We start from the raw sequence: 18,152 nt of genomic DNA, 5'->3' as shown, positions 1-18,152 counted from the left end.
GACAAAAGCGCAGAAAGAAGATCATGAGAGAAATTATCAAAGACAAAGCAATCGTTCAGGATGACTGGACCGTCTTGAGCCTGACCGAAGATGAGACACCGGATACTGTTGCCGTACCACAAGGCAAGGTCATTGTCCCGCTTAAAGTCTGGCTGTCACAGCGAAATAGTCTGGTGAGCCGCGCAGATATCGGAGTTTGGTTTAGCAGTGATGAGCAAGCTAAGGAATTAAAGGACGATATCGCTCATTTTAGTTTGCTGGCGGTGGACTTTCCTAAATTTGCCGATGGCCGCGGCTATTCGATCGCTTACAACTTGCGCACCCGTTTTGGCTTCGCTGGTGAATTGCGTGCCATTGGCGATGTCTTACGCGATCAGCTGTTTTATATGCAGCGCGTTGGTTTTAATTCTTTTGCGACACGTCCAGATAAAAATATTCGCGACGCGATCAAAGGTCTGACTGATTTTTCAGAAAAATATCAGACCTCATGGGATGAAAAAAATCCTCTGTTCCGCCGCGCAGAACGCAGTGGAGCCGCGCAATGAGCGATTTTGACTCGCGCCTGGCAAATACCAGAGTGATTCTGGCACGTATTGCAGCAGACTTCGCGCCTGCCGTATTTGCGTCGAGTCTGGCGGCTGAAGACATGGTACTGACCGATCTGATTTTGCGTCACAAACTGGCTATCGGCATCTTCTCTTTAGAAACAGGTCGCCTGCATGCAGAGACTCTGGGTATGCTGGACAAAGTGAAAGAGACCTATGGTAGCGAGATTGCCCTGTTTACACCTGAGGCCAGTGCAGTAGACGCCTATGTTCAGCAACATGGCTTGAATGCGTTTTATGACAGCGTCGAAATGCGCAAAGAATGCTGCCGGATTCGTAAAGTCGAACCGCTCAACCGTGCTCTGGCAGGCAATAAGGCATGGGTCACCGGCCAGCGCCGCGCGCAGGCCGCTACCCGCACTGAATTAGCGGTACAGGAAAACGACGACGCACATGGCATGCAAAAATTCAATCCGCTGGCGGACTGGTCAGAAGAAGATGTCTGGCACTACATTCGCAGCAACAATGTGCCTTACAATCCTTTGCATGACAAAGGCTACCCATCTATTGGATGTGAGCCTTGCACCCGTGCCATACAAGCCGGTGAAGATGTGCGCGCTGGTCGCTGGTGGTGGGAAAATCCTGATTCCAAAGAATGTGGATTACATGTCGTCGATGGCAAACTGATCCGAATCAAACAAGTAAGTTAAGCGAAAATTAATGATGAATACAGTTGCGGAAAACCATTTTATTGATGCTGCGAGCAATCGCCATCTGGACTGGCTGGAATCGGAAGCGATCCATATCATGCGTGAAGTGGCAGCAGAATGCAGTAATCCTGCGCTGCTCTTTTCAGGTGGCAAAGATTCGGTTGTCATGTTGCGTATCGCCGAAAAAGCCTTCCGTCCGGGCAAGTTCCCGTTCCCGCTGGTACACATCGATACCGGACATAATTTTGAAGAAGTCATCACGTTTCGCGATAAAAAAGTGGCGGAATTGGGTGAGCGGCTGATCGTCGGCTCCGTCGAAGATTCCATCAAGCGCGGCACAGTGCGTCTGCGCAATCCGGCAACTGACTCACGCAATGCGGCACAGGCCGTAACGCTGCTGGAGACAATCGCCGAACACAAGTTCGACGCCTGCATGGGTGGAGCTCGCCGCGATGAAGAAAAAGCCCGCGCTAAAGAGCGTATCTTTTCTTTCCGCGATGAATTCGGCCAGTGGAATCCTAAAGCCCAGCGCCCGGAACTCTGGGACCTGTATAACACCCGTGTTCACCCCGGTGAAAACATGCGCGTCTTCCCGATCTCCAACTGGACTGAGCTCGACGTCTGGCAATACATTGCTCGTGAAAAATTAGAACTCCCACCGATCTATTTTGCACATGAACGTCAGGTGATTCCGCGCAACGGTTTGTTAGTACCGTTGACGGATCTGACACCAGCGCGTGATGGTGAAACGGTAGAGACTCAGGTCGTACGTTTCCGGACTGTCGGCGATATCTCGTGCACCTGCCCAGTGTCGTCCGATGCCGCGACCGTAGAGGCCATTATCGCGGAAACAGCCATTACGCAGATTACCGAACGCGGCGCGACCCGCATGGATGATCAGACCTCAGAATCCTCAATGGAAAAACGTAAAAAAGAAGGATATTTCTAATGAGTACAGTAACTTCGGCCGCACCTGTGATTCAAGATGCGACAAGGGAACGCGGCCTGCTACGCTTTATTACTGCTGGTTCCGTTGATGACGGCAAAAGTACATTAATTGGCCGCCTGCTGTTCGACAGCAAGGGGATTTTTGCTGACCAGCTTGATGCCATGTCACGCGCCAAACATAAGCGCACCGTAGGCGACACCATCGACTTATCCCTGCTCACCGATGGCCTGGAAGCCGAGCGCGAACAAGGTATTACGATTGATGTTGCCTATCGCTACTTCGCGACACCGAAACGTAAATTCATCATCGCCGACACACCAGGCCATGAGCAATACACGCGCAACATGGTGACCGGTGCATCGACCGCGGACGCTGTGATCATTCTGATCGACGTGTCTAAAGTTAAGCTGGGCGATGATGGCAGTGTCGACTTGCTGGTACAAACTAAACGCCACTCCACGATTGCCCATCTACTACAGATTGAGCATGTGATTGTGGCTGTCAACAAGATGGATCTGGTCAATTATGATCAGACCGTATACGACCGCATTATCGGTGCCTACCAAAGTTTTGCAGAACAATTGGGATTGAAAGATATTCGTCCGATTCCGCTGTCCGCTCTGGCCGGCGACAATGTTGTTACCGCCAGTGATAAGTTGTCCTGGTATCAGGGGCCAACCTTGATTGAATTGCTGGAATCCTTGAGCGTCTATGACGACTGCCATGACGAGCCATTCCGCTTTCCGGTGCAATTAGTCGCACGCCATAATGGTCATGAAGCGAATGATTTCCGTGGTTACATGGGGCGTATTGAAGCAGGCAAAGTCAGCAAAGGCGATAAGTTGCTTGTTCAGCCTGGCGGTCAAACAGCAACGGTAAAAGATATACTGACACTGGACGGTTCGCTCGAATCCGCGGTAGTCGGTCAGTCGGTCACGATTCTGCTCGATGAATATCTGGATATTTCACGTGGCGATATGTTGGCATCTGCTGACCGTCCGGCAAGTTTGCTAAAAACTGTGCGGGCGGACTTATGCTGGCTGTCCGAAGATGCGCTGGATATTCGCCGCAGATATTGGCTCAAGCACACGACCAAACAGGTCGCAGCTAAAGTCAGTGCGATTGATACGCTGCTCGATATCAATACGCAAGAGCGTCGGGTTGCGGAAAACCTGAAGCTCAATGATATCGCCCGTGTCACCATCAACGTACAACAGCCTCTGGCTGCTGATGCCTATACTGATTTACGTTCAACAGGTGCATTTATCCTGATTGATGAAGTCACGCATCAGACTGTTGCCGCAGGCATGATACGCCTGACCTGAAGCGAATAACAGTATGCAAAAAGCCGGTGGCAAAGTCTATCTCATTGGTGCCGGCCCTGGCGCTGCTGACCTGATCACGGTCCGCGGCGCCCGGATTCTGGCGCAGGCAGAAGTTGTCTTGCATGATGCGCTGGTCACATCAGACATGCTGGAGCTCTGTCCGCAAGCGGTCAAAATTTCCGTCGGCAAACGCAGTGGTCAACGCTCTGCAGCACAGTCGCATATCAACGAACAAATTCTCAGTTGCGCGCAACAATATGGCATCGTTGTTCGCCTTAAAGGTGGCGATCCGATGTTATTTGGACGCGCCGATGAAGAACTCATTGCGATGGAACAGGCCGGCATCGATTATGATATCGTGCCCGGCATCACCACCGCCGTTGCAGCCGCCGCCAGCGCCAGACAGCCACTCACTAAACGCGGTATCGCTCGTAGCGTAGCGTTTTTTACCTCTAGCACGGCGCCTGGCGAAAACGCCGACACCCGTATCCCCGACTGCGATACGCTCATTCAATATATGGGTGGAAAAGAAGCTGCGCTGACCGCGCAGCGCCTGCTAACATCAGGTTATGCAACCGATTTGCCGGTTGTTGTGATCGAGAATTGCAGCCGTTCAAACGAACGCGTCTTACGGCTCAATCTTGGTGATCTCGAACAAGGTCTCAGCGCCTGCGAAGGCCCGGTTCTGGTGATGATAGGTGAAGCGATGAGGGCGCGTAAACCGCCTCTGTAAGGTCAACATTATTGCTTTAGCGTCCCCTGCTCACAAAGCATGGACACAATAATCGCTGATGGCCGCCAGCACGGTTGCATTTTCTCCGACAGCTTCAGCGACCTTGATCGTCAATGAGGGATAGCTATTACGCAGTTCATCAAGAATCAGCGGCAGGTCACGTAATACATGACCACCTTGTCCTAAAAAAATCGGCACAATACTAATATCCGTCACGCCATCCGCTACAAACTGAGCGACCAGATCAGGCAAACCCGGCGTCATAAATTCTAAGAATGCCAAAGCAACCGTGACATCCGGCAACCGGCTTTGTGTGAGTTTTTGCAGTCGTTCAAACGGCGCAGCCCAACGTGGATCACGCGCCCCATGAGCAAATAATATTTGGGCTTTTTTTTGCATTATCTTCTCTTATCTTCGCTCTACCATCCACAGCGCTGTCATGGCCATGAATAAAAATACCATACTCGGCACCAATGCCGTAATCAGCGGTGGCCAGGTATTTAATAAACCTACATGAGAGAACAAACTATTCATGAGGTAAAACACCATCCCGATCATGATCCCGCTAAAAATTTTGAGACTGATACCACCGCTGCGTGCATGCAGGTAGGCAAATGGCAATGCCAGGGCCATCATGACCAGAATCGCAAACGGATAGGTAACTTTCTTCCAGAACGCGATGGCATACCGCTCTGTGCCTTGTTTGTTGTCGGATAAATGTTTGGTGTAAGCAGCCAGGTCATAGGCTGACATGCGGTCCGGATCAACAAATAATACGGACAAAATATCCGGTGTAATTTCAGAAGCCACATCCAGACTCGCCAGCTTGATACTCGCCACGGTCGAAATATCTTGCATCAATAAGCTCTTGGGGAAAGAGGTCTGGGTTACCTTCGATAAACGCCAGACATTGTCACCGATATATTCCGCATGCTCAGCTGTCACTTCTTTCGATAAATTAAAGCGGCTATCGAACTCATAGACTTTCACGCCGACTAATTGCCTGTTAGGGAGAATTTCTTTGACATTCAAAAAGCGTGAGCCAACTACACTGCCCTTCAAGCCATTTTCACGTACCAGATCCTTGGTCCACAAACCGGTCCTGAACTCTTGCGTCAGTGATGCACCGATCGCATTGAGCTTCACTTTTTCTGCCAATTTGGTCGTCATCGGCGCAACGAATTCACCGAACACAAAAGTTAAAACCACAAATAGCAAACCGATTTTCGCCAACATACTGCCTGCCATAACCGTCGACATACTAGCCGCACGCATAATGGTAAATTCAGAATTGGAGGCGAACTGCGCCAGCACGTAAATCGTCCCGATCAACACGGCAATTGGCATGAATTCATAGATATAGCCTGGCAATCCCAACGCCACATACAGCAAAGCATGCTGCAGGCGATAGCCACCTTTGTTGACGGATTGCAATTCACCCATCAGATCAAAAAAGGCAAACAATGCCAGCAATGCCAGCATCACAAACAAGACAGCCCGGATAATTTCAACACTAAAATAACGTTGCAAAACTCTCATGATGCGCACTTCGCTTTCGTATCTTTACCGCGCATGACGCACTTCAATCTGGACCACAGTACCAGCGGATGATAATGACTATTCACGTACAGACGCCAGGCGAATAGCAAGATCACCACAACGGCGGCAAATAAGTGAATCGGCCACCAGGAATTACCAAAGTTAAATCGCTCCTGCACCACCGCAGCCTGCATAATATTCACCAGATTCAGATACAGCACGACCAACAACAACGCCACGATCACATTCGCAGAACGCCCTACCCTGGGATTCACGAAGCCCAGCGGTATTGCCAGCAACAGCAAGACGAGACACATCAAGGGAAGCGAAATTCGCCACAACAACTCTCCGCGATTAAAATTATTCGGATCTTGCAAGAGCTCTTGCAGGCTCAGTGACTTCGCGGATTTATCACCGGCAGTGGCTTTGGTTTGTCCGGATACCAGAATCCCGTAACGCTCAAACTGCATCATCTGAAAATCAGGTTCTGTCGGCAAGCCATCGTAACGACGACCCTGGCTCATGACCAGAAATTTGTCGCCACGCGCGTCGATTTCAACTTTTCCCTCTTTTGCAACAACCACGCTGGAGCGGCCATTGCGAAAGGTATTGATAAAAATATTCTGTACTTTGCTCAAATCTCCGGCAACTTCCTCGACAAAAAAGATTCTGTCGGACGATGCAGACTCCTGAAACTTACCCGGCGAGACCTTGGCAATGTCCTCACGCTTTTCATAACGCTCTCTGAATTCGGCACTTTGACGGTTTGCCCAAGGTGTCGCAACAAAACTTAATAAGGCGGTCAGGATGACCATGGGCATGCCAAAGCGCAGGACCGGTGCGATCCATTTAGACAAACTGAGTCCCGAGGCAAACCAAACCACCATTTCGGAGTCTTGATAAGTTCGGGTAACCACCATTAAAACCGAAATAAACCCGGTCAAAATGAACAAGACTGGCAAATACTGCAATACCGAAAAGCCGATCAGAGCAATGACATCAGTCGATGCGACCTTGCCTCCAGCGGCCTGGCCGAGGATTTTGATCAACATAAATGTGATGGTAATTGTGAATAGAATCGTAAAAACAGCACCTGCGGCACTGAGTAATTCACGTCGAAGCGCGCGCTGAAAAATCATGGAGGGTTATAATGTCGGTTTTACGAGACTTACAAAGAGGAGTAATACGTGGACTTTAGCATAAAAACATTCGACGCCAAAAGCACTGTGAATGCCACCAAAACTGGTTGCGTAGTTGTAGGCGTATTCGAAAACAAAAAATTATCGTCATCCGCTGCCGCGTTAGACAAAAAAGGCGAAATCGCCGCTGCCCTGAAATCAGGCGATATTACTGGCAAGATCGGCGCCTCCTTGTTGTTACGCAACGTCGCTGACATTGCTGCTGACCGTGTTTTGCTGGTCGGTCTGGGCGAAGAAGCGACTACTGTCTCTGAAAAAGCCTACTCACAAGCCGTCCATGCAGCAGCCCGCGCGCTCTCTGGTCTGGGTGCCAATGATGCGACTTTGGCTTTACCAGCCGTAAAAGAACGTGACGCGGCATGGTCTGTTCGTACTGCGGTTCTGGCGTTCCGCGAATCGATTTTCCGCGCTGATGGTTTAAAAAGCAAAAAAGACACCAGCAGTACCGGCGTCAAAAAAATTGCTATCGGCGTTGCTGCAACAGATGCAGCTACCGCCAAACATGCACTGACGCAAAGCGTCGCGCTGGCGAACGGCATGGATCTGACGAAAGAGCTAGGCAATTTGCCACCGAATGTCTGCACACCGACCTATCTGGCGACAACAGCGAAAAAAATCGCTACTGACTACAAAATGGGCATAGAAATTTTGGACCGCAAGCAATTGCAGGCACTCAAAATGAATAGCTTCCTGTCCGTGACCAACGGCTCAGACGAACCACCGAAATTCATCGTCCTGAAACACATGGGCGGCAAAGCCAAAGACGCACCGACTGTGCTGGTCGGCAAGGGTATTACGTTTGATTCAGGTGGTATCTCCCTCAAGCCTGGTGCAGGTATGGATGAGATGAAATACGACATGGGCGGTGCCGCCTCTGTCATCGGTACTATGCGCGCTATCGGCGAAATGAAATTGAAACTGAATGTCATCGCCGTCGTCCCTACTTGTGAAAATATGCCTTCCGGCAGCGCAACACGTCCAGGCGACATCGTGACATCCATGTCTGGTCAGACTATCGAAATTTTGAATACGGATGCCGAAGGTCGTCTGATTTTATGTGACGCGCTGACATATGTAGAGCGCTTCAAGCCAGCTGCCGTTGTCGATGTGGCGACACTGACTGGCGCATGCGTTACCTCTTTAGGTCATCACAATACCGGCTTGTTTACACGACACGACGATGCTCATGACAAACTCGCTGCAGAATTGCTGGTTGCCGGGAAACAAACAGGCGATACCGCATGGCGCATGCCGATTGAAGAAGCTTACAACGAGCAACTGAAATCGAATTTTGCTGACATGGCGAACATCGGCGGCCCGGCTGGTGGCAGTATTACCGCCGCTTGCTTCCTTGAGCGTTTCACCAAGAAATACACTTGGGCACATCTGGATATCGCAGGTACCGCATGGAAATCAGGTGCGGCGAAAGGATCAACAGGTCGCCCTGTACCAATGTTGACGGCGTTCCTGATCAATCGTGCTGGCTAATTTATTGTAGACAAAATCGTCGATATGAGCGTGTGCTGACCTGTCAGCACACGCTTTTTTATTCAAGCAGCTACCAGTAGCGCTGGTCTGACAACATACTCAGGTCTGCTAAACTTAAATAATATTTTTACTGAAAAAACGTGAAAAGCTCTTCGTCTGAGAGATCAGCGGAATTAGAGGACATACCCACATGAAATTAGTTACCTGGAACGTCAACTCGCTGAAAGTACGTTTGCCGCACGTGCTTACGTGGCTAGAAACCAATCCTGTTGATGTACTCTGCCTGCAGGAAACCAAACTGACCGACGATAAATTTCCTCAGGCTGAGATTGAGGCCGCGGGTTATCAGGTTGCGTTTACCGGACAGAAAACCTATAACGGCGTGGCGATTCTGTCACGCCACCCTATCAGTGACGTACAAAAAAACAATCCTCTCTTTGAAGATGAGCAGCAAAGAATCATCGCCGCCACCATTGCTGGCATGCGCATTATCTGCGCTTACGTCCCGAACGGGCAGGCACTCGATTCAGAGAAGTATCCTTATAAACTAAGCTGGCTGGAAGCCTTAAAAAAATGGGTGCAGCAAGAATTACAACAACATCCTGAACTCGCTTTACTGGGTGACTACAATATCGCGCCGGAGGACAGAGACGTACATGATCCGGCGGCATGGGAAGGCATGAATCTGGTGTCACCGCCAGAGAGAGCTGCTTTGCAGGCCTTAATTGATTTAGGCCTGAAAGATAGCTTCCGGATGTTCGAGCAAGCAGAAAAATCATTCAGCTGGTGGGATTATCGTCAGTTAGGATTTCGCCTCAACAAGGGCGTACGCATTGACCATATTCTATTGTCTGAACCATTGGCAAGCCGCTGCACCGCTTGCGTGATTGATAAGGTACCGCGCAAGTGGGAACAACCTTCTGATCATGCGCCAGTGATTGCTACTTTAGGCTGATACCGCATCATTTCCCCGGAGTTGGCCAACTACCCTGCTCCGGGCGATACCCGCATCGCCCGTTTATTACCTCCGCTACCAAGCACGCCTGAGCCTTCTCCCGTCAATGTTGACTGCGCTCATCAGGCGAATATTTCGCTTGAGCCATCATTTTCTGCAGTTTGTCGCAAGCGCGTTGATGCTCTGAGTCGTCCTGTCTATGATGCAGTCATCGATACCAGATATTGACGTACCCACAGAATCCCTACTTTGACAGGAGCCATCATGACAAACACAAAACGTAACTATGCCCTCGCTATCAGCCTTTTCAGCGTATTTTTTATACTGGTCTGTCTGAGTTATTTTTCTATGGATACCTCGGCGATTACCATTGATGGTGAGCCTGTGCATGGCATCGCTGGTATTGGTCTGGCAATCGGCGGTGTAGTGATCGGCTGTATTGCGACCTTCTTTGCTCTGGGTGTCACTGGCGTGGTATTGGCAGGTGTCAGCATCTTTTTGATTGCCTTGTTCGCATTCATCGCTGGTGCAATCTTGCTGGCGATGCTCCCGGCTCTGTTACCCTTATTACTGATTGTGGGCATCATCAGTTTGATTGCCAGAAAAAAATAAACGTCTCCGCTGCTAGATCGACCGTAGTCAATTGATGATTCACCGTAATCTTTTAGAGTAACCCCTTACAAAGCCAGCTCTGCCCGCTGGCTTTGTTCTTTGTGAGGTTTTGATAAGGGAATTTCATTCAACCTTCATTCGAGATTGTGCTGTCCAAATAAAAGTTGGTTTTTTGCAACCTTCACTATCACGCAGCAAATTCACATTGCGAAGAGCACGCCTTAAGTCTGCTATGTAGATTATGATGAGGCTCCAGACAGGCGGACTACATTGATCCGCTCTGCCTCCTCCATGTAGTTGATGACGTGATTTAGGTTATGGCAAAAGTAAGTTCGCTTCCGCAAGTTAAAAATTCCCTGAATTGCGCATCCGACCGTGACATTGTCACCAGCTTTTTCCATGGCTGCTCCGCCGTTATCTCCGGACTATTTTTACTGATCTCTTGCCTGCTTTTTAGCGGCAGCGCCGATGCCCTGCCTTCGCGCTCCATGAGGTTTGAGAACATCACCAAACTTGCCCCTGGATTGCCTGAAAATGCAATCACGTCGCTGATTCAAGACAAGCACGGTTATATCTGGATAGGCTCTTACATCGGCTTATACCGGTTTGATGGTTATAAGGCGATCAATTACAAACACGATAGTAATAATCCGCATAGTCTGACCGCTGATCGCATCAATGCAATCTATGAAGACGAGCAGAGTCAGGTCTGGGTCGGCACTAACGACGGGATCGCCAAGTTTGATCCTGAAATCAATGGTTTTAAAATATTCTCGCCTGTCGCTGGCTCAGAACGAGTGGCGCTACACAAAGCTATCGTCAAAATCATCGGTGATGGTAAAGGCGCGATGTGGATATTGAGTAAAGATGGCTTGCAACACTTCAATCCCAAAACAGGTATTTTTAAAAATATCGTTCATGACAACGACAAAGAAGACAGTATCTCTGGCGACATATTGAATGATATCCACCTCGATGCCAAACAAGGCCTGTGGATAGGTACAGAATCTTCCGGTGTCGATTATCTGGCATCCGGTTCCGGCAGCTTCCAGCATTACATCCTGGATCCTGGTCTAAAATCGAATTCCAAGTCCAATAATGTCCGTGCAGTCTATATAGATCGCAAACAAATGCTGTGGATAGGATCCAGTGACGGTATTTTTGTGTGGAAACCAGGAACCGCCTGGTCAGAACGAAAACATCTCGATAAACCACAGGGTATTGAGGACTACACAGTCAGGACCTTTTTTGAAGATAGCGCGTCAACACTCTGGATAGGCACCGAAGCTGGCTTATCGTATTGGGACAAAAATACCCAAAAACTAAGCGCCTACGAATACTGGTCCAGTGATCCCTACGGTTTGCCAAACGGCGCAGTTACCCTCATCAATCAAGATAGCTCCGATACATTATGGGTCGGTGTATGGCGTTCAGGAGTCAACCGGGTTGATCTTGCTAACCGCGGGTTTCAACGTTTTTTTCCACGACCTCCCGATGCCAAAAATGATGTATTTAATAATGCCGTTGGCAGTATCGCCAGCAACGGTCAAGGCCATCTCTGGCTAGGCTCCATGGGAAATGGGTTGCTATTGTTCAATCCTGAACAAAACAAAATCATCAGCAGCTTTAAGCATGATGCAAAAGATCCGCTGTCCCTGCCGACGGACAATGTCGCTAGCCTATATCAGCAGCCGAATGGCCCCTTGTGGATAGGAACTTCTGCCGGGCTAAGCTGGCGGGATCCTGCAAACGGGCGTTACAACACCATACATTTCGACTCTCGCCTGACGGATATCGTGCGTAAAATTGTTCCGGGCCGGGGCGACATACTCTGGTTAGGAACGGAGGGCGGACTGATACGCTACGACCTCAAGACCGGCGCCACTAAATACTACAAGCACGACATGGCGGATCCAGACAGCCGTTCGGTCAATTACACCAACTTCATTCTTGAAGACAAAGCCGGGCGTCTCTGGGTCAGCGGATTTAACGGCGGCGGACTCGACATGCTCGATCCGGTAAGCGGAAAATTCCGTCACTTTTTACATGACTCGGAAAACATCAACAGTCTCCTCAGCAATGATGTACGTGGATTATTTGAGGACAAGCAAGGACAATTGTGGATCAGTACCTTACTGGGGCTCAGCAAGGTGCTCATACAAGCGGACGGTAACGTCAAGTTCGTCTCATATAATCCGCAGGACAGCAGCGTGCAAGTCAGCCAGTACGGTGCCATCATCGGTGACGACGACGGTATATTATGGATCGCCAACCAAACCGGTCTGGCTCAGTTCAACCCAAGAACTGGTCAGGCGAATAATTACTTCTCGTCAGATGGCATCACCGATGGACGCTTCTATGACGGATCTTTTTTTAAAGATGGCGAAACTTTGTATTTCGGCGGCTATAAAGGAATGACGTCGGTCTCACCTAGACATGTCCAGGTTAATGCCCTGCCTCCGGTGATCGCGATAACCGATATTACGATCTTCAACCGGCCTCTGCTGCAAAGTAAACAGGCTGGCGGTATCGAGTTGATCGGCACGGAGTACGCACCAAAATCACTGAGTTTGTCATGGCGTCAGTCCGTTTTTTCTATCGAATTTGCGGCATTGCATTTTGCCGATCCGGTTAGCAACAAATATGCCTACAAATTAGAGGGATTTGACGAGAGCTGGATAGAAACCGATGCGACACACCGTATCGCTACCTATACCAATCTTGACCCGGGGACATACACTTTCCGCGTCAAAGCCAGTAATAATAATGGTGTCTGGAACGAAGACGGGATCTCGTTACCGATCACAATCATGCCGCCGTTTTGGAAAACCTGGTGGTTCTATGTGGTATCGATATTGACACTATGCGCATTAATCTTTTTGCTTTACCGTCAACGCGTCAATTATCTGCATAAGCAAAAAGCAGCCTTACAAAAGGAAGTCGCTTTGCGCACCAGCGAATTACTCGCTGCAAACGAATTACTGCTGAGAGAGAGTAACAAGCTCAAAGATGCCGACCGCTTTAAATCAGAATTTATCTCGGTAGTTAGCCACGAATTAAGAACGCCGCTCACCTCGATTCGTGGTTCGCTGGGACTGCTGGAATCAGGGCGGATCGCCGAATTACCAGGCAAAGCTCTGGATTTAATCAAGATCGCACATAAAAATTGTCAACGACTGGTCAGTCTCGTCAATGACATTCTGGATCTGGAAAAAATTCAATCAGGCGCACTGAATTTACGTATGCAGACAGTAGACATTGTCAGCACCGCTCGTCAATCAATAGAAGAAAATGCCGCATATGCTGATAGTTACGGCGTGCGTTATGAGCTTCAGACCAATCTGACTGAAGCCCTCGTCAACGCTGACGTCGACAGGTTATTGCAGGTGTTTGCGAATCTCTTATCGAATGCTGCCAAATTTGCACCGGCGAACAGCGTAGTCCAGATACGCGTCCAGGCTCATGAGCAATTATTCAGAGTTGAAGTCGAGGATCATGGTGCGGGTATTCCTCTACATTTCCGTGAGCGGATTTTTGGTAAATTTGCACAGGCAGATGGTACGAACCTGCGCCAGCAAGGCGGTACGGGTCTGGGTCTGAACATCACCAAAACCTTGCTGGAAAAAATGAACGGGCAAATCGGATTTACCTCGACCGAAGGTCTGGGTACGACATTCTGGTTCACATTACCGGGCAAGCAGCAGGAAACAAGTGCGGCAGAATCATTGAGCAATCAATGATTAAGTAATGCATCAGCGATCAATAAACATCGGGTAATGATGCTTATTAAGCCAGCGCAGGCTTATCCATCTGACGCAAATTTTCTACACGCTTGCGCACAAAATTAATATGGCTGCGCAAGCCATATAATTCTTCTGCATAAGACAAGGGGATTGATATGCGATTCACTTTTTCTTCGATCTCATCCAGTCTTTGCAATTGCAGCGCACAGACCTCCTCACGCTGCACCGGATTCAATTCTTCAATCGCCTGCTCGACCAGACGCAACTGACCATACCAGCGATATACACGCGAGCGTATGCGCCAGACATATAACGGCGGAATAATCTTTGATAAGGGTAATATCAATGCGCCCAAGGCAACCAGTACAACCCACATGCGTTCAATAAAATTGGCCAGCCAAAAACTCAGGTAACGCTGCAGTAATGGCGGGCCATTTTTATAAAATTTTTCTGCCTGGGCAGCGACGGGAATTTCGGTATATTTATCCGAAGGAAATTCACCTTGCTTACGAAACCATCCGGTTCCGCCGTGGATTTTTTGTGCGGCTTGCAGCAACAGACTGATCAGCGCAGGATGCAGGCTCTCATGAGCCACCATTGTCGCCGTCGGAGAGATCAAATGATAATCACGAGAGGGAATGTCTTTCCCTAAATCGACGATACCGCGCGGCAGAACGACATGTGAAAGAAAGGGAAAACGGCGTGTATAAGCTTCTGCCTGGACAAAATCAAACAGCCTGATCCCCGGTGTTTGCAACAACATTTGCAGCAATGGCGAATCCGACGCAGAACTGAATACCAGTACATCGACTTTGCCATCCAGTAACGCGACGGTTGCGGGTGTATTCTCAAGACTGCTCAGGCGAACATCCGACTCTTCCATCCCATTAACGGACAAAATCTGTTTGAATAAACGTGCAACGCCCATGCCATCGGGTCCTACATTCACCGCCTTACCTTTGAACTGCGCCAGACTGGTAATCTCTTTATTACTACGATAAAAAATCCAGATCGGCTCATAGAATAAGCTTCCCAAAGAGATCAGGCCTTTCTCTTCTGCCTCGGCCTCGTTGGTAGAACCGCTTTGTACAAAACCTAATTCAATCTCTGAATCAGGGTCACTGATTTTTTGTAAGTTCTCTTGTGAACCCTGAGTTTCCTGAAAGTGAATCGTTATATCGTTCTTCGCTAGATCGTCGGCATATTGCCTTGCAAACCGCTGGTAAGCGCTATTTTCCTGCCCTGTGGCAAAATCAATTGTGCGTGGCGGTGCCGGATCAACCAGCCAATAGCCAAGTCCGCAGACCAGCAACACCATCAGCGTCATCGGTCCAAAAGCAATCAATAAATCTCTGATCGAAAATAAAGTAAATTTTATTTTTGGCATGAACTTAATTTGTAGGCTTATTTGATTGGTTTATTTTTTATTGAATCGGCTGCAGTCAGTCGTCTGCGACTTAATCGCCATGTTACGCAGGTACATACTCTGCATTGAAGCCATCCAGCCCGCGCAACATTTGCTCAAATGCGGCATCCACCTGTTTAGGATCGCCTTTGACACCCAGCTCAATATGCTTACGGATCTGATGATTGCCCACGCTCGGCAAGCTAAATACTTTGATCAAAGGGTACTCAGCCTCCAAAGCCTCCATCATCGGCGTCAGTGTTGATTCCATCGCCTCAAACACCAGAACAGATTTTTCCTCACGGGCATGCTGGTGAAACAGATGCGAATAATGGGTATCCAGCACCCAGGCAATCATAGGCCAGGCCATTACAGGAAAACCGGGAACAAAATAATGATTCTGAATCGCAAAACCAGGAATTTTGTTATAAGGATTGGGAATGATCTGAGCACCTTGCGGGAACTCACCCATTTTTAGGCGATGCAGGTTTTCTGGCGTATCGAGTTCTACAGGCTTACCAGCCTCAATCAGCATGTCAGTGATACGTTGCTGTATCAGCAGCTTCGCTTCGGGATGCAATTCCAGAGGCACGTTCAAAGCAGCGGCGGCACATTGACGCGTATGATCATCGGGTGTGGCACCAATCCCGCCGGTACTGAATACGATATCGTTATTCGCAAACGACCGCGCCAAAGTCGCTGTGATTCTGGCTCTGTCGTCACCGATGTACTCAGCCCAGTCTAATTGCAAACCACGCTCCGCCAGTAACTCAATCACTTTGGAAAGATGTTTGTCAGCACGTTTGCCGGACAAAATCTCATCGCCGATTATGATGACACCAATAGCCATAAGAGTCTCCCTCAGAGGTGTTTTGTACGTAATTGTGTCAGCGCATCCAGGCAATAATACTGAAACCACAATCCGCTAAATACAAAAATTAAAATATATAAACACACGGCTACCGCCGCCATCACAGGAAGAAAGACGACGGCTAGTACGCCACCGAGCCACATCATGCTAGGCGCAGCACCGAGTGCTCCCGTAACCGTACCAATCAGCAGCAAAGACCAGCGATGCGTACGCAGGAGAGCAACCCGCTCATCCGCATCCGCATGTTCAGCCAAAGCATCATAGGCCATGACCCGATAAGTCAGCCAGCCCCACAATACGGCATGCACGGCCACATTGACGACGGGGACAAACAACAATGGCAAGGCAAGCACCCACAGCACGATAAAAATCAAAAAAGAGGAAATCGCATGCCACAGGCTACCGAGCAAAGAACCGCCATGACGCGCCTCCATATCCGGATACTGGCGTCGCTGCACATGACGGGAAATCATCGGCATCGCAAATACACCGATACACATCAAGGTCGTCACGATCATCAGCGGCAACAGCAACCACATCGCCAGCAACGGCGCCAGCACTGCTTTCAGCGCTAATGCACCTAACAGAGCAAGAAAATCCCCGGCAATACGAAAGCCGTCATGCTCCATCAAAGCTGCCTGAATATAATCGATCATCGATTGCAGTCCCCACCACATCAGCCCGCCCCATAACAAGATGGAGATTATCAAAGGCAAGATGGTAAGCATCAGCATACGCGGATGAAACTGACCGACAAACGCCCGCCCCAGGGCGCTACCTACATTCAACAGACGACGCATCAAGAAGGCTCCTGATTAATTTGCTGATGGACTTGCTTGCTCAGATGTCCATCAAGACCCAACATCCTTTTACACCCCAATATCTGCTGTGACCAGAAGCCGCGACCGTATTCGCGCGCACTGCCTTCCGGCGGTGGCAACTGATCACGGATACCGGTCATATAAAATTCTTGATTGAATAAAGCCGTACCAAATACGATATCCCAGACTGGGAACAGCACGGCAAAATTATGTCCGCCAAGCGTTCCTTCACCTTTCGATTCATGCCCGATACCAATCGCATGATGGGCGCGATGATAACGCGGCGAAACCAGCAAACGCTCACCCACTGTACCAAAATGCACACGGATATTGGCATGCTGCAAACTCTGTATCATGCGTGACACGACGACCAGCAAAGCATACTGGGTCGGTTGTACGCCAATTGCAATCGCAATCAATCCCATATAGACGTCACGTAAAAAATCGTCGAACAAGTGATTGCGGTTATCGCTCCACAGGTTCATGTTGCGCTGGCTATGATGCAGGCTATGCAGCCCCCACCACCAGTCAAACTGATGTTCAGCACGGTGATACCAATAATCAAAAAAATCCAGCACGACCAGATACAGCATAAATACGAGCACCGGATGGTTGTTCATATCCGGCCAAAGATTTTCCAGATTAAACGGGTTCATCCCTTCCAGCCTCAGCATGCCTGTGAATGCATCCAGAACAGGGTCAAGAACAAAAAATATCAGCAGCGTAAAAACGCCCAGACGATGTAAGGCGGTATAAATGAAATCATTCCAGCGCGCGCGCGCATCTGTAAAACGATGTACCGGAATCCACGCTTCCATGGGGCGCAAAATCATATATAGCACGAGTAATTCACAGATACCGATCAGGAACCATTCAACACCTTCAAATGCCTGCTCTGTGAACTCGCCCAGCCCGGCATAAAAAACAAAGGGTTGAACCAGTGATTCAAAAATCCATGCCTGTAACCAGGCAAATGCGTCTGAAAAAATCATGTGGTGAAAGATAAGTAAGGAAATTCGGAAAAATTAGTAAGTTACTTTGTCATCGGTCAAAACGACAAGGCTGGTCTGCCAATCAGAATCATCATGAATGAATCTTACCTGCATCACCGGAGTCACGCTGTATTCGATAGTATTTTGCTGATTTGATTCAGTTCAGAAGCGACACAAACGGAGTCGAGGCGATGTTGTGAAGCTCCCATGAGGGAACGCCTAAAAACCCTTGAATCGATATGTCATGAAACGACTTATTCTGCTA

At 49.1% G+C, this 18,152-nt stretch carries 17 protein-coding genes; 10 read left to right on the top strand and 7 right to left on the bottom strand.

Annotated features, from left to right (window positions below):
* Nucleotides 1–23 precede the first annotated feature (23 nt).
* The 5 genes from ACO0K4_RS09195 to cobA are packed head-to-tail and all read left to right on the top strand — an operon-like array spanning nt 24 to nt 4,262.
* The gene (locus ACO0K4_RS09195; protein WP_422956329.1) at nt 24–545 is read left to right on the top strand and encodes a DUF934 domain-containing protein; all 522 of its coding nucleotides are present in this window, start codon (nt 24–26) and stop codon (nt 543–545) included.
* Nucleotides 542–1,255 carry a phosphoadenylyl-sulfate reductase gene (locus ACO0K4_RS09190; protein ID WP_422956328.1) on the top strand — a complete coding sequence of 238 codons (714 nt, stop codon included), beginning with the start codon at nt 542–544 and terminating at the stop codon, nt 1,253–1,255. The genes ACO0K4_RS09195 and ACO0K4_RS09190 overlap by 4 nt, the downstream gene beginning before the upstream one ends.
* A gap of 13 nt (nt 1,256–1,268) precedes the next feature.
* Entirely contained in the window at nt 1,269–2,204 is a 936-nt protein-coding gene (gene cysD, locus ACO0K4_RS09185; protein ID WP_422956632.1) for a sulfate adenylyltransferase subunit CysD, read from the top strand.
* Complete coding sequence (locus tag ACO0K4_RS09180; protein ID WP_422956327.1) at nt 2,204–3,529, top strand: sulfate adenylyltransferase subunit 1; 1,326 nt, start codon at nt 2,204–2,206, stop codon at nt 3,527–3,529. Before cysD ends, ACO0K4_RS09180 begins: the two co-directional genes overlap by 1 nt.
* 13 nt (nt 3,530–3,542) lie before the next feature.
* Entirely contained in the window at nt 3,543–4,262 is a 720-nt protein-coding gene (gene cobA / locus ACO0K4_RS09175) for a uroporphyrinogen-III C-methyltransferase (protein WP_422956326.1), read from the top strand.
* Nucleotides 4,263–4,292: 30 nt separating this feature from the next.
* Here cobA and ACO0K4_RS09170 read toward each other — a convergent pair whose 3' ends face one another.
* The 3 genes from ACO0K4_RS09170 to lptF are packed head-to-tail and all read right to left on the bottom strand — an operon-like array spanning nt 4,293 to nt 6,940.
* Nucleotides 4,293–4,661 (bottom strand): sirohydrochlorin chelatase, encoded by a 369-nt coding sequence (locus ACO0K4_RS09170; protein ID WP_422956325.1) that lies wholly within the window; start codon nt 4,659–4,661, stop codon nt 4,293–4,295.
* 9 nt (nt 4,662–4,670) lie between these two features.
* On the bottom strand, nt 4,671–5,801 hold the full coding sequence (gene lptG / locus ACO0K4_RS09165; protein ID WP_422956324.1) for an LPS export ABC transporter permease LptG: 1,131 nt from the start codon (nt 5,799–5,801) through the stop codon (nt 4,671–4,673).
* On the bottom strand, nt 5,798–6,940 hold the full coding sequence (lptF, locus tag ACO0K4_RS09160; protein ID WP_422956323.1) for an LPS export ABC transporter permease LptF: 1,143 nt from the start codon (nt 6,938–6,940) through the stop codon (nt 5,798–5,800). The genes lptG and lptF overlap by 4 nt, the downstream gene beginning before the upstream one ends.
* 48 nt (nt 6,941–6,988) lie before the next feature.
* Between lptF and ACO0K4_RS09155 the strand changes: the two genes are divergently transcribed.
* From ACO0K4_RS09155 to ACO0K4_RS09135, 5 genes are all read left to right on the top strand, one after another.
* Nucleotides 6,989–8,488: a leucyl aminopeptidase gene (locus ACO0K4_RS09155; RefSeq protein ID WP_422956322.1), complete on the top strand. Its 1,500-nt coding sequence runs from the start codon at nt 6,989–6,991 to the stop codon at nt 8,486–8,488.
* Nucleotides 8,489–8,678: 190 nt separating this feature from the next.
* Nucleotides 8,679–9,443, top strand: coding sequence for an exodeoxyribonuclease III (xth, locus tag ACO0K4_RS09150; protein ID WP_422956321.1), 765 nt, complete (start codon nt 8,679–8,681; stop codon nt 9,441–9,443).
* Between the two features lie 21 nt (nt 9,444–9,464).
* Nucleotides 9,465–9,671: a hypothetical protein gene (locus ACO0K4_RS09145; protein ID WP_422956320.1), complete on the top strand. Its 207-nt coding sequence runs from the start codon at nt 9,465–9,467 to the stop codon at nt 9,669–9,671.
* Between the two features lie 36 nt (nt 9,672–9,707).
* Entirely contained in the window at nt 9,708–10,055 is a 348-nt protein-coding gene (locus tag ACO0K4_RS09140; RefSeq protein ID WP_422956319.1) for a hypothetical protein, read from the top strand.
* A gap of 317 nt (nt 10,056–10,372) precedes the next feature.
* The gene (locus ACO0K4_RS09135) at nt 10,373–13,795 is read left to right on the top strand and encodes a two-component regulator propeller domain-containing protein (RefSeq protein ID WP_422956318.1); all 3,423 of its coding nucleotides are present in this window, start codon (nt 10,373–10,375) and stop codon (nt 13,793–13,795) included.
* Between the two features lie 46 nt (nt 13,796–13,841).
* On the opposite strand, the gene ACO0K4_RS09130 is transcribed toward ACO0K4_RS09135, so the two are convergent.
* The 4 genes from ACO0K4_RS09130 to ACO0K4_RS09115 all read right to left on the bottom strand — a co-directional run bounded on the left by ACO0K4_RS09130 (nt 13,842) and on the right by ACO0K4_RS09115 (nt 17,887).
* A complete protein-coding gene (locus ACO0K4_RS09130; RefSeq protein WP_422956317.1) occupies nt 13,842–15,185 on the bottom strand; it encodes a TAXI family TRAP transporter solute-binding subunit in 1,344 nt (447 codons plus the stop codon).
* An 82-nt stretch (nt 15,186–15,267) separates the two neighbouring features.
* A complete protein-coding gene (locus tag ACO0K4_RS09125) occupies nt 15,268–16,053 on the bottom strand; it encodes a competence/damage-inducible protein A (RefSeq protein WP_422956316.1) in 786 nt (261 codons plus the stop codon).
* An 11-nt stretch (nt 16,054–16,064) separates the two neighbouring features.
* Nucleotides 16,065–16,874 (bottom strand): EI24 domain-containing protein, encoded by an 810-nt coding sequence (locus ACO0K4_RS09120; protein ID WP_422956315.1) that lies wholly within the window; start codon nt 16,872–16,874, stop codon nt 16,065–16,067.
* Nucleotides 16,874–17,887 carry a sterol desaturase family protein gene (locus tag ACO0K4_RS09115; protein ID WP_422956314.1) on the bottom strand — a complete coding sequence of 338 codons (1,014 nt, stop codon included), beginning with the start codon at nt 17,885–17,887 and terminating at the stop codon, nt 16,874–16,876. The genes ACO0K4_RS09120 and ACO0K4_RS09115 overlap by 1 nt, the downstream gene beginning before the upstream one ends.
* Nucleotides 17,888–18,152: the final 265 nt, after the last annotated feature.

Source organism: Undibacterium sp. RuTC16W (assembly GCF_049339445.1).
In the GTDB taxonomy this organism is placed as follows: domain Bacteria; phylum Pseudomonadota; class Gammaproteobacteria; order Burkholderiales; family Burkholderiaceae_D; genus Undibacterium.
Note: the sequence above shows the minus strand (reverse complement) of the source record. Positions and strands in the feature narration are given on the sequence as shown.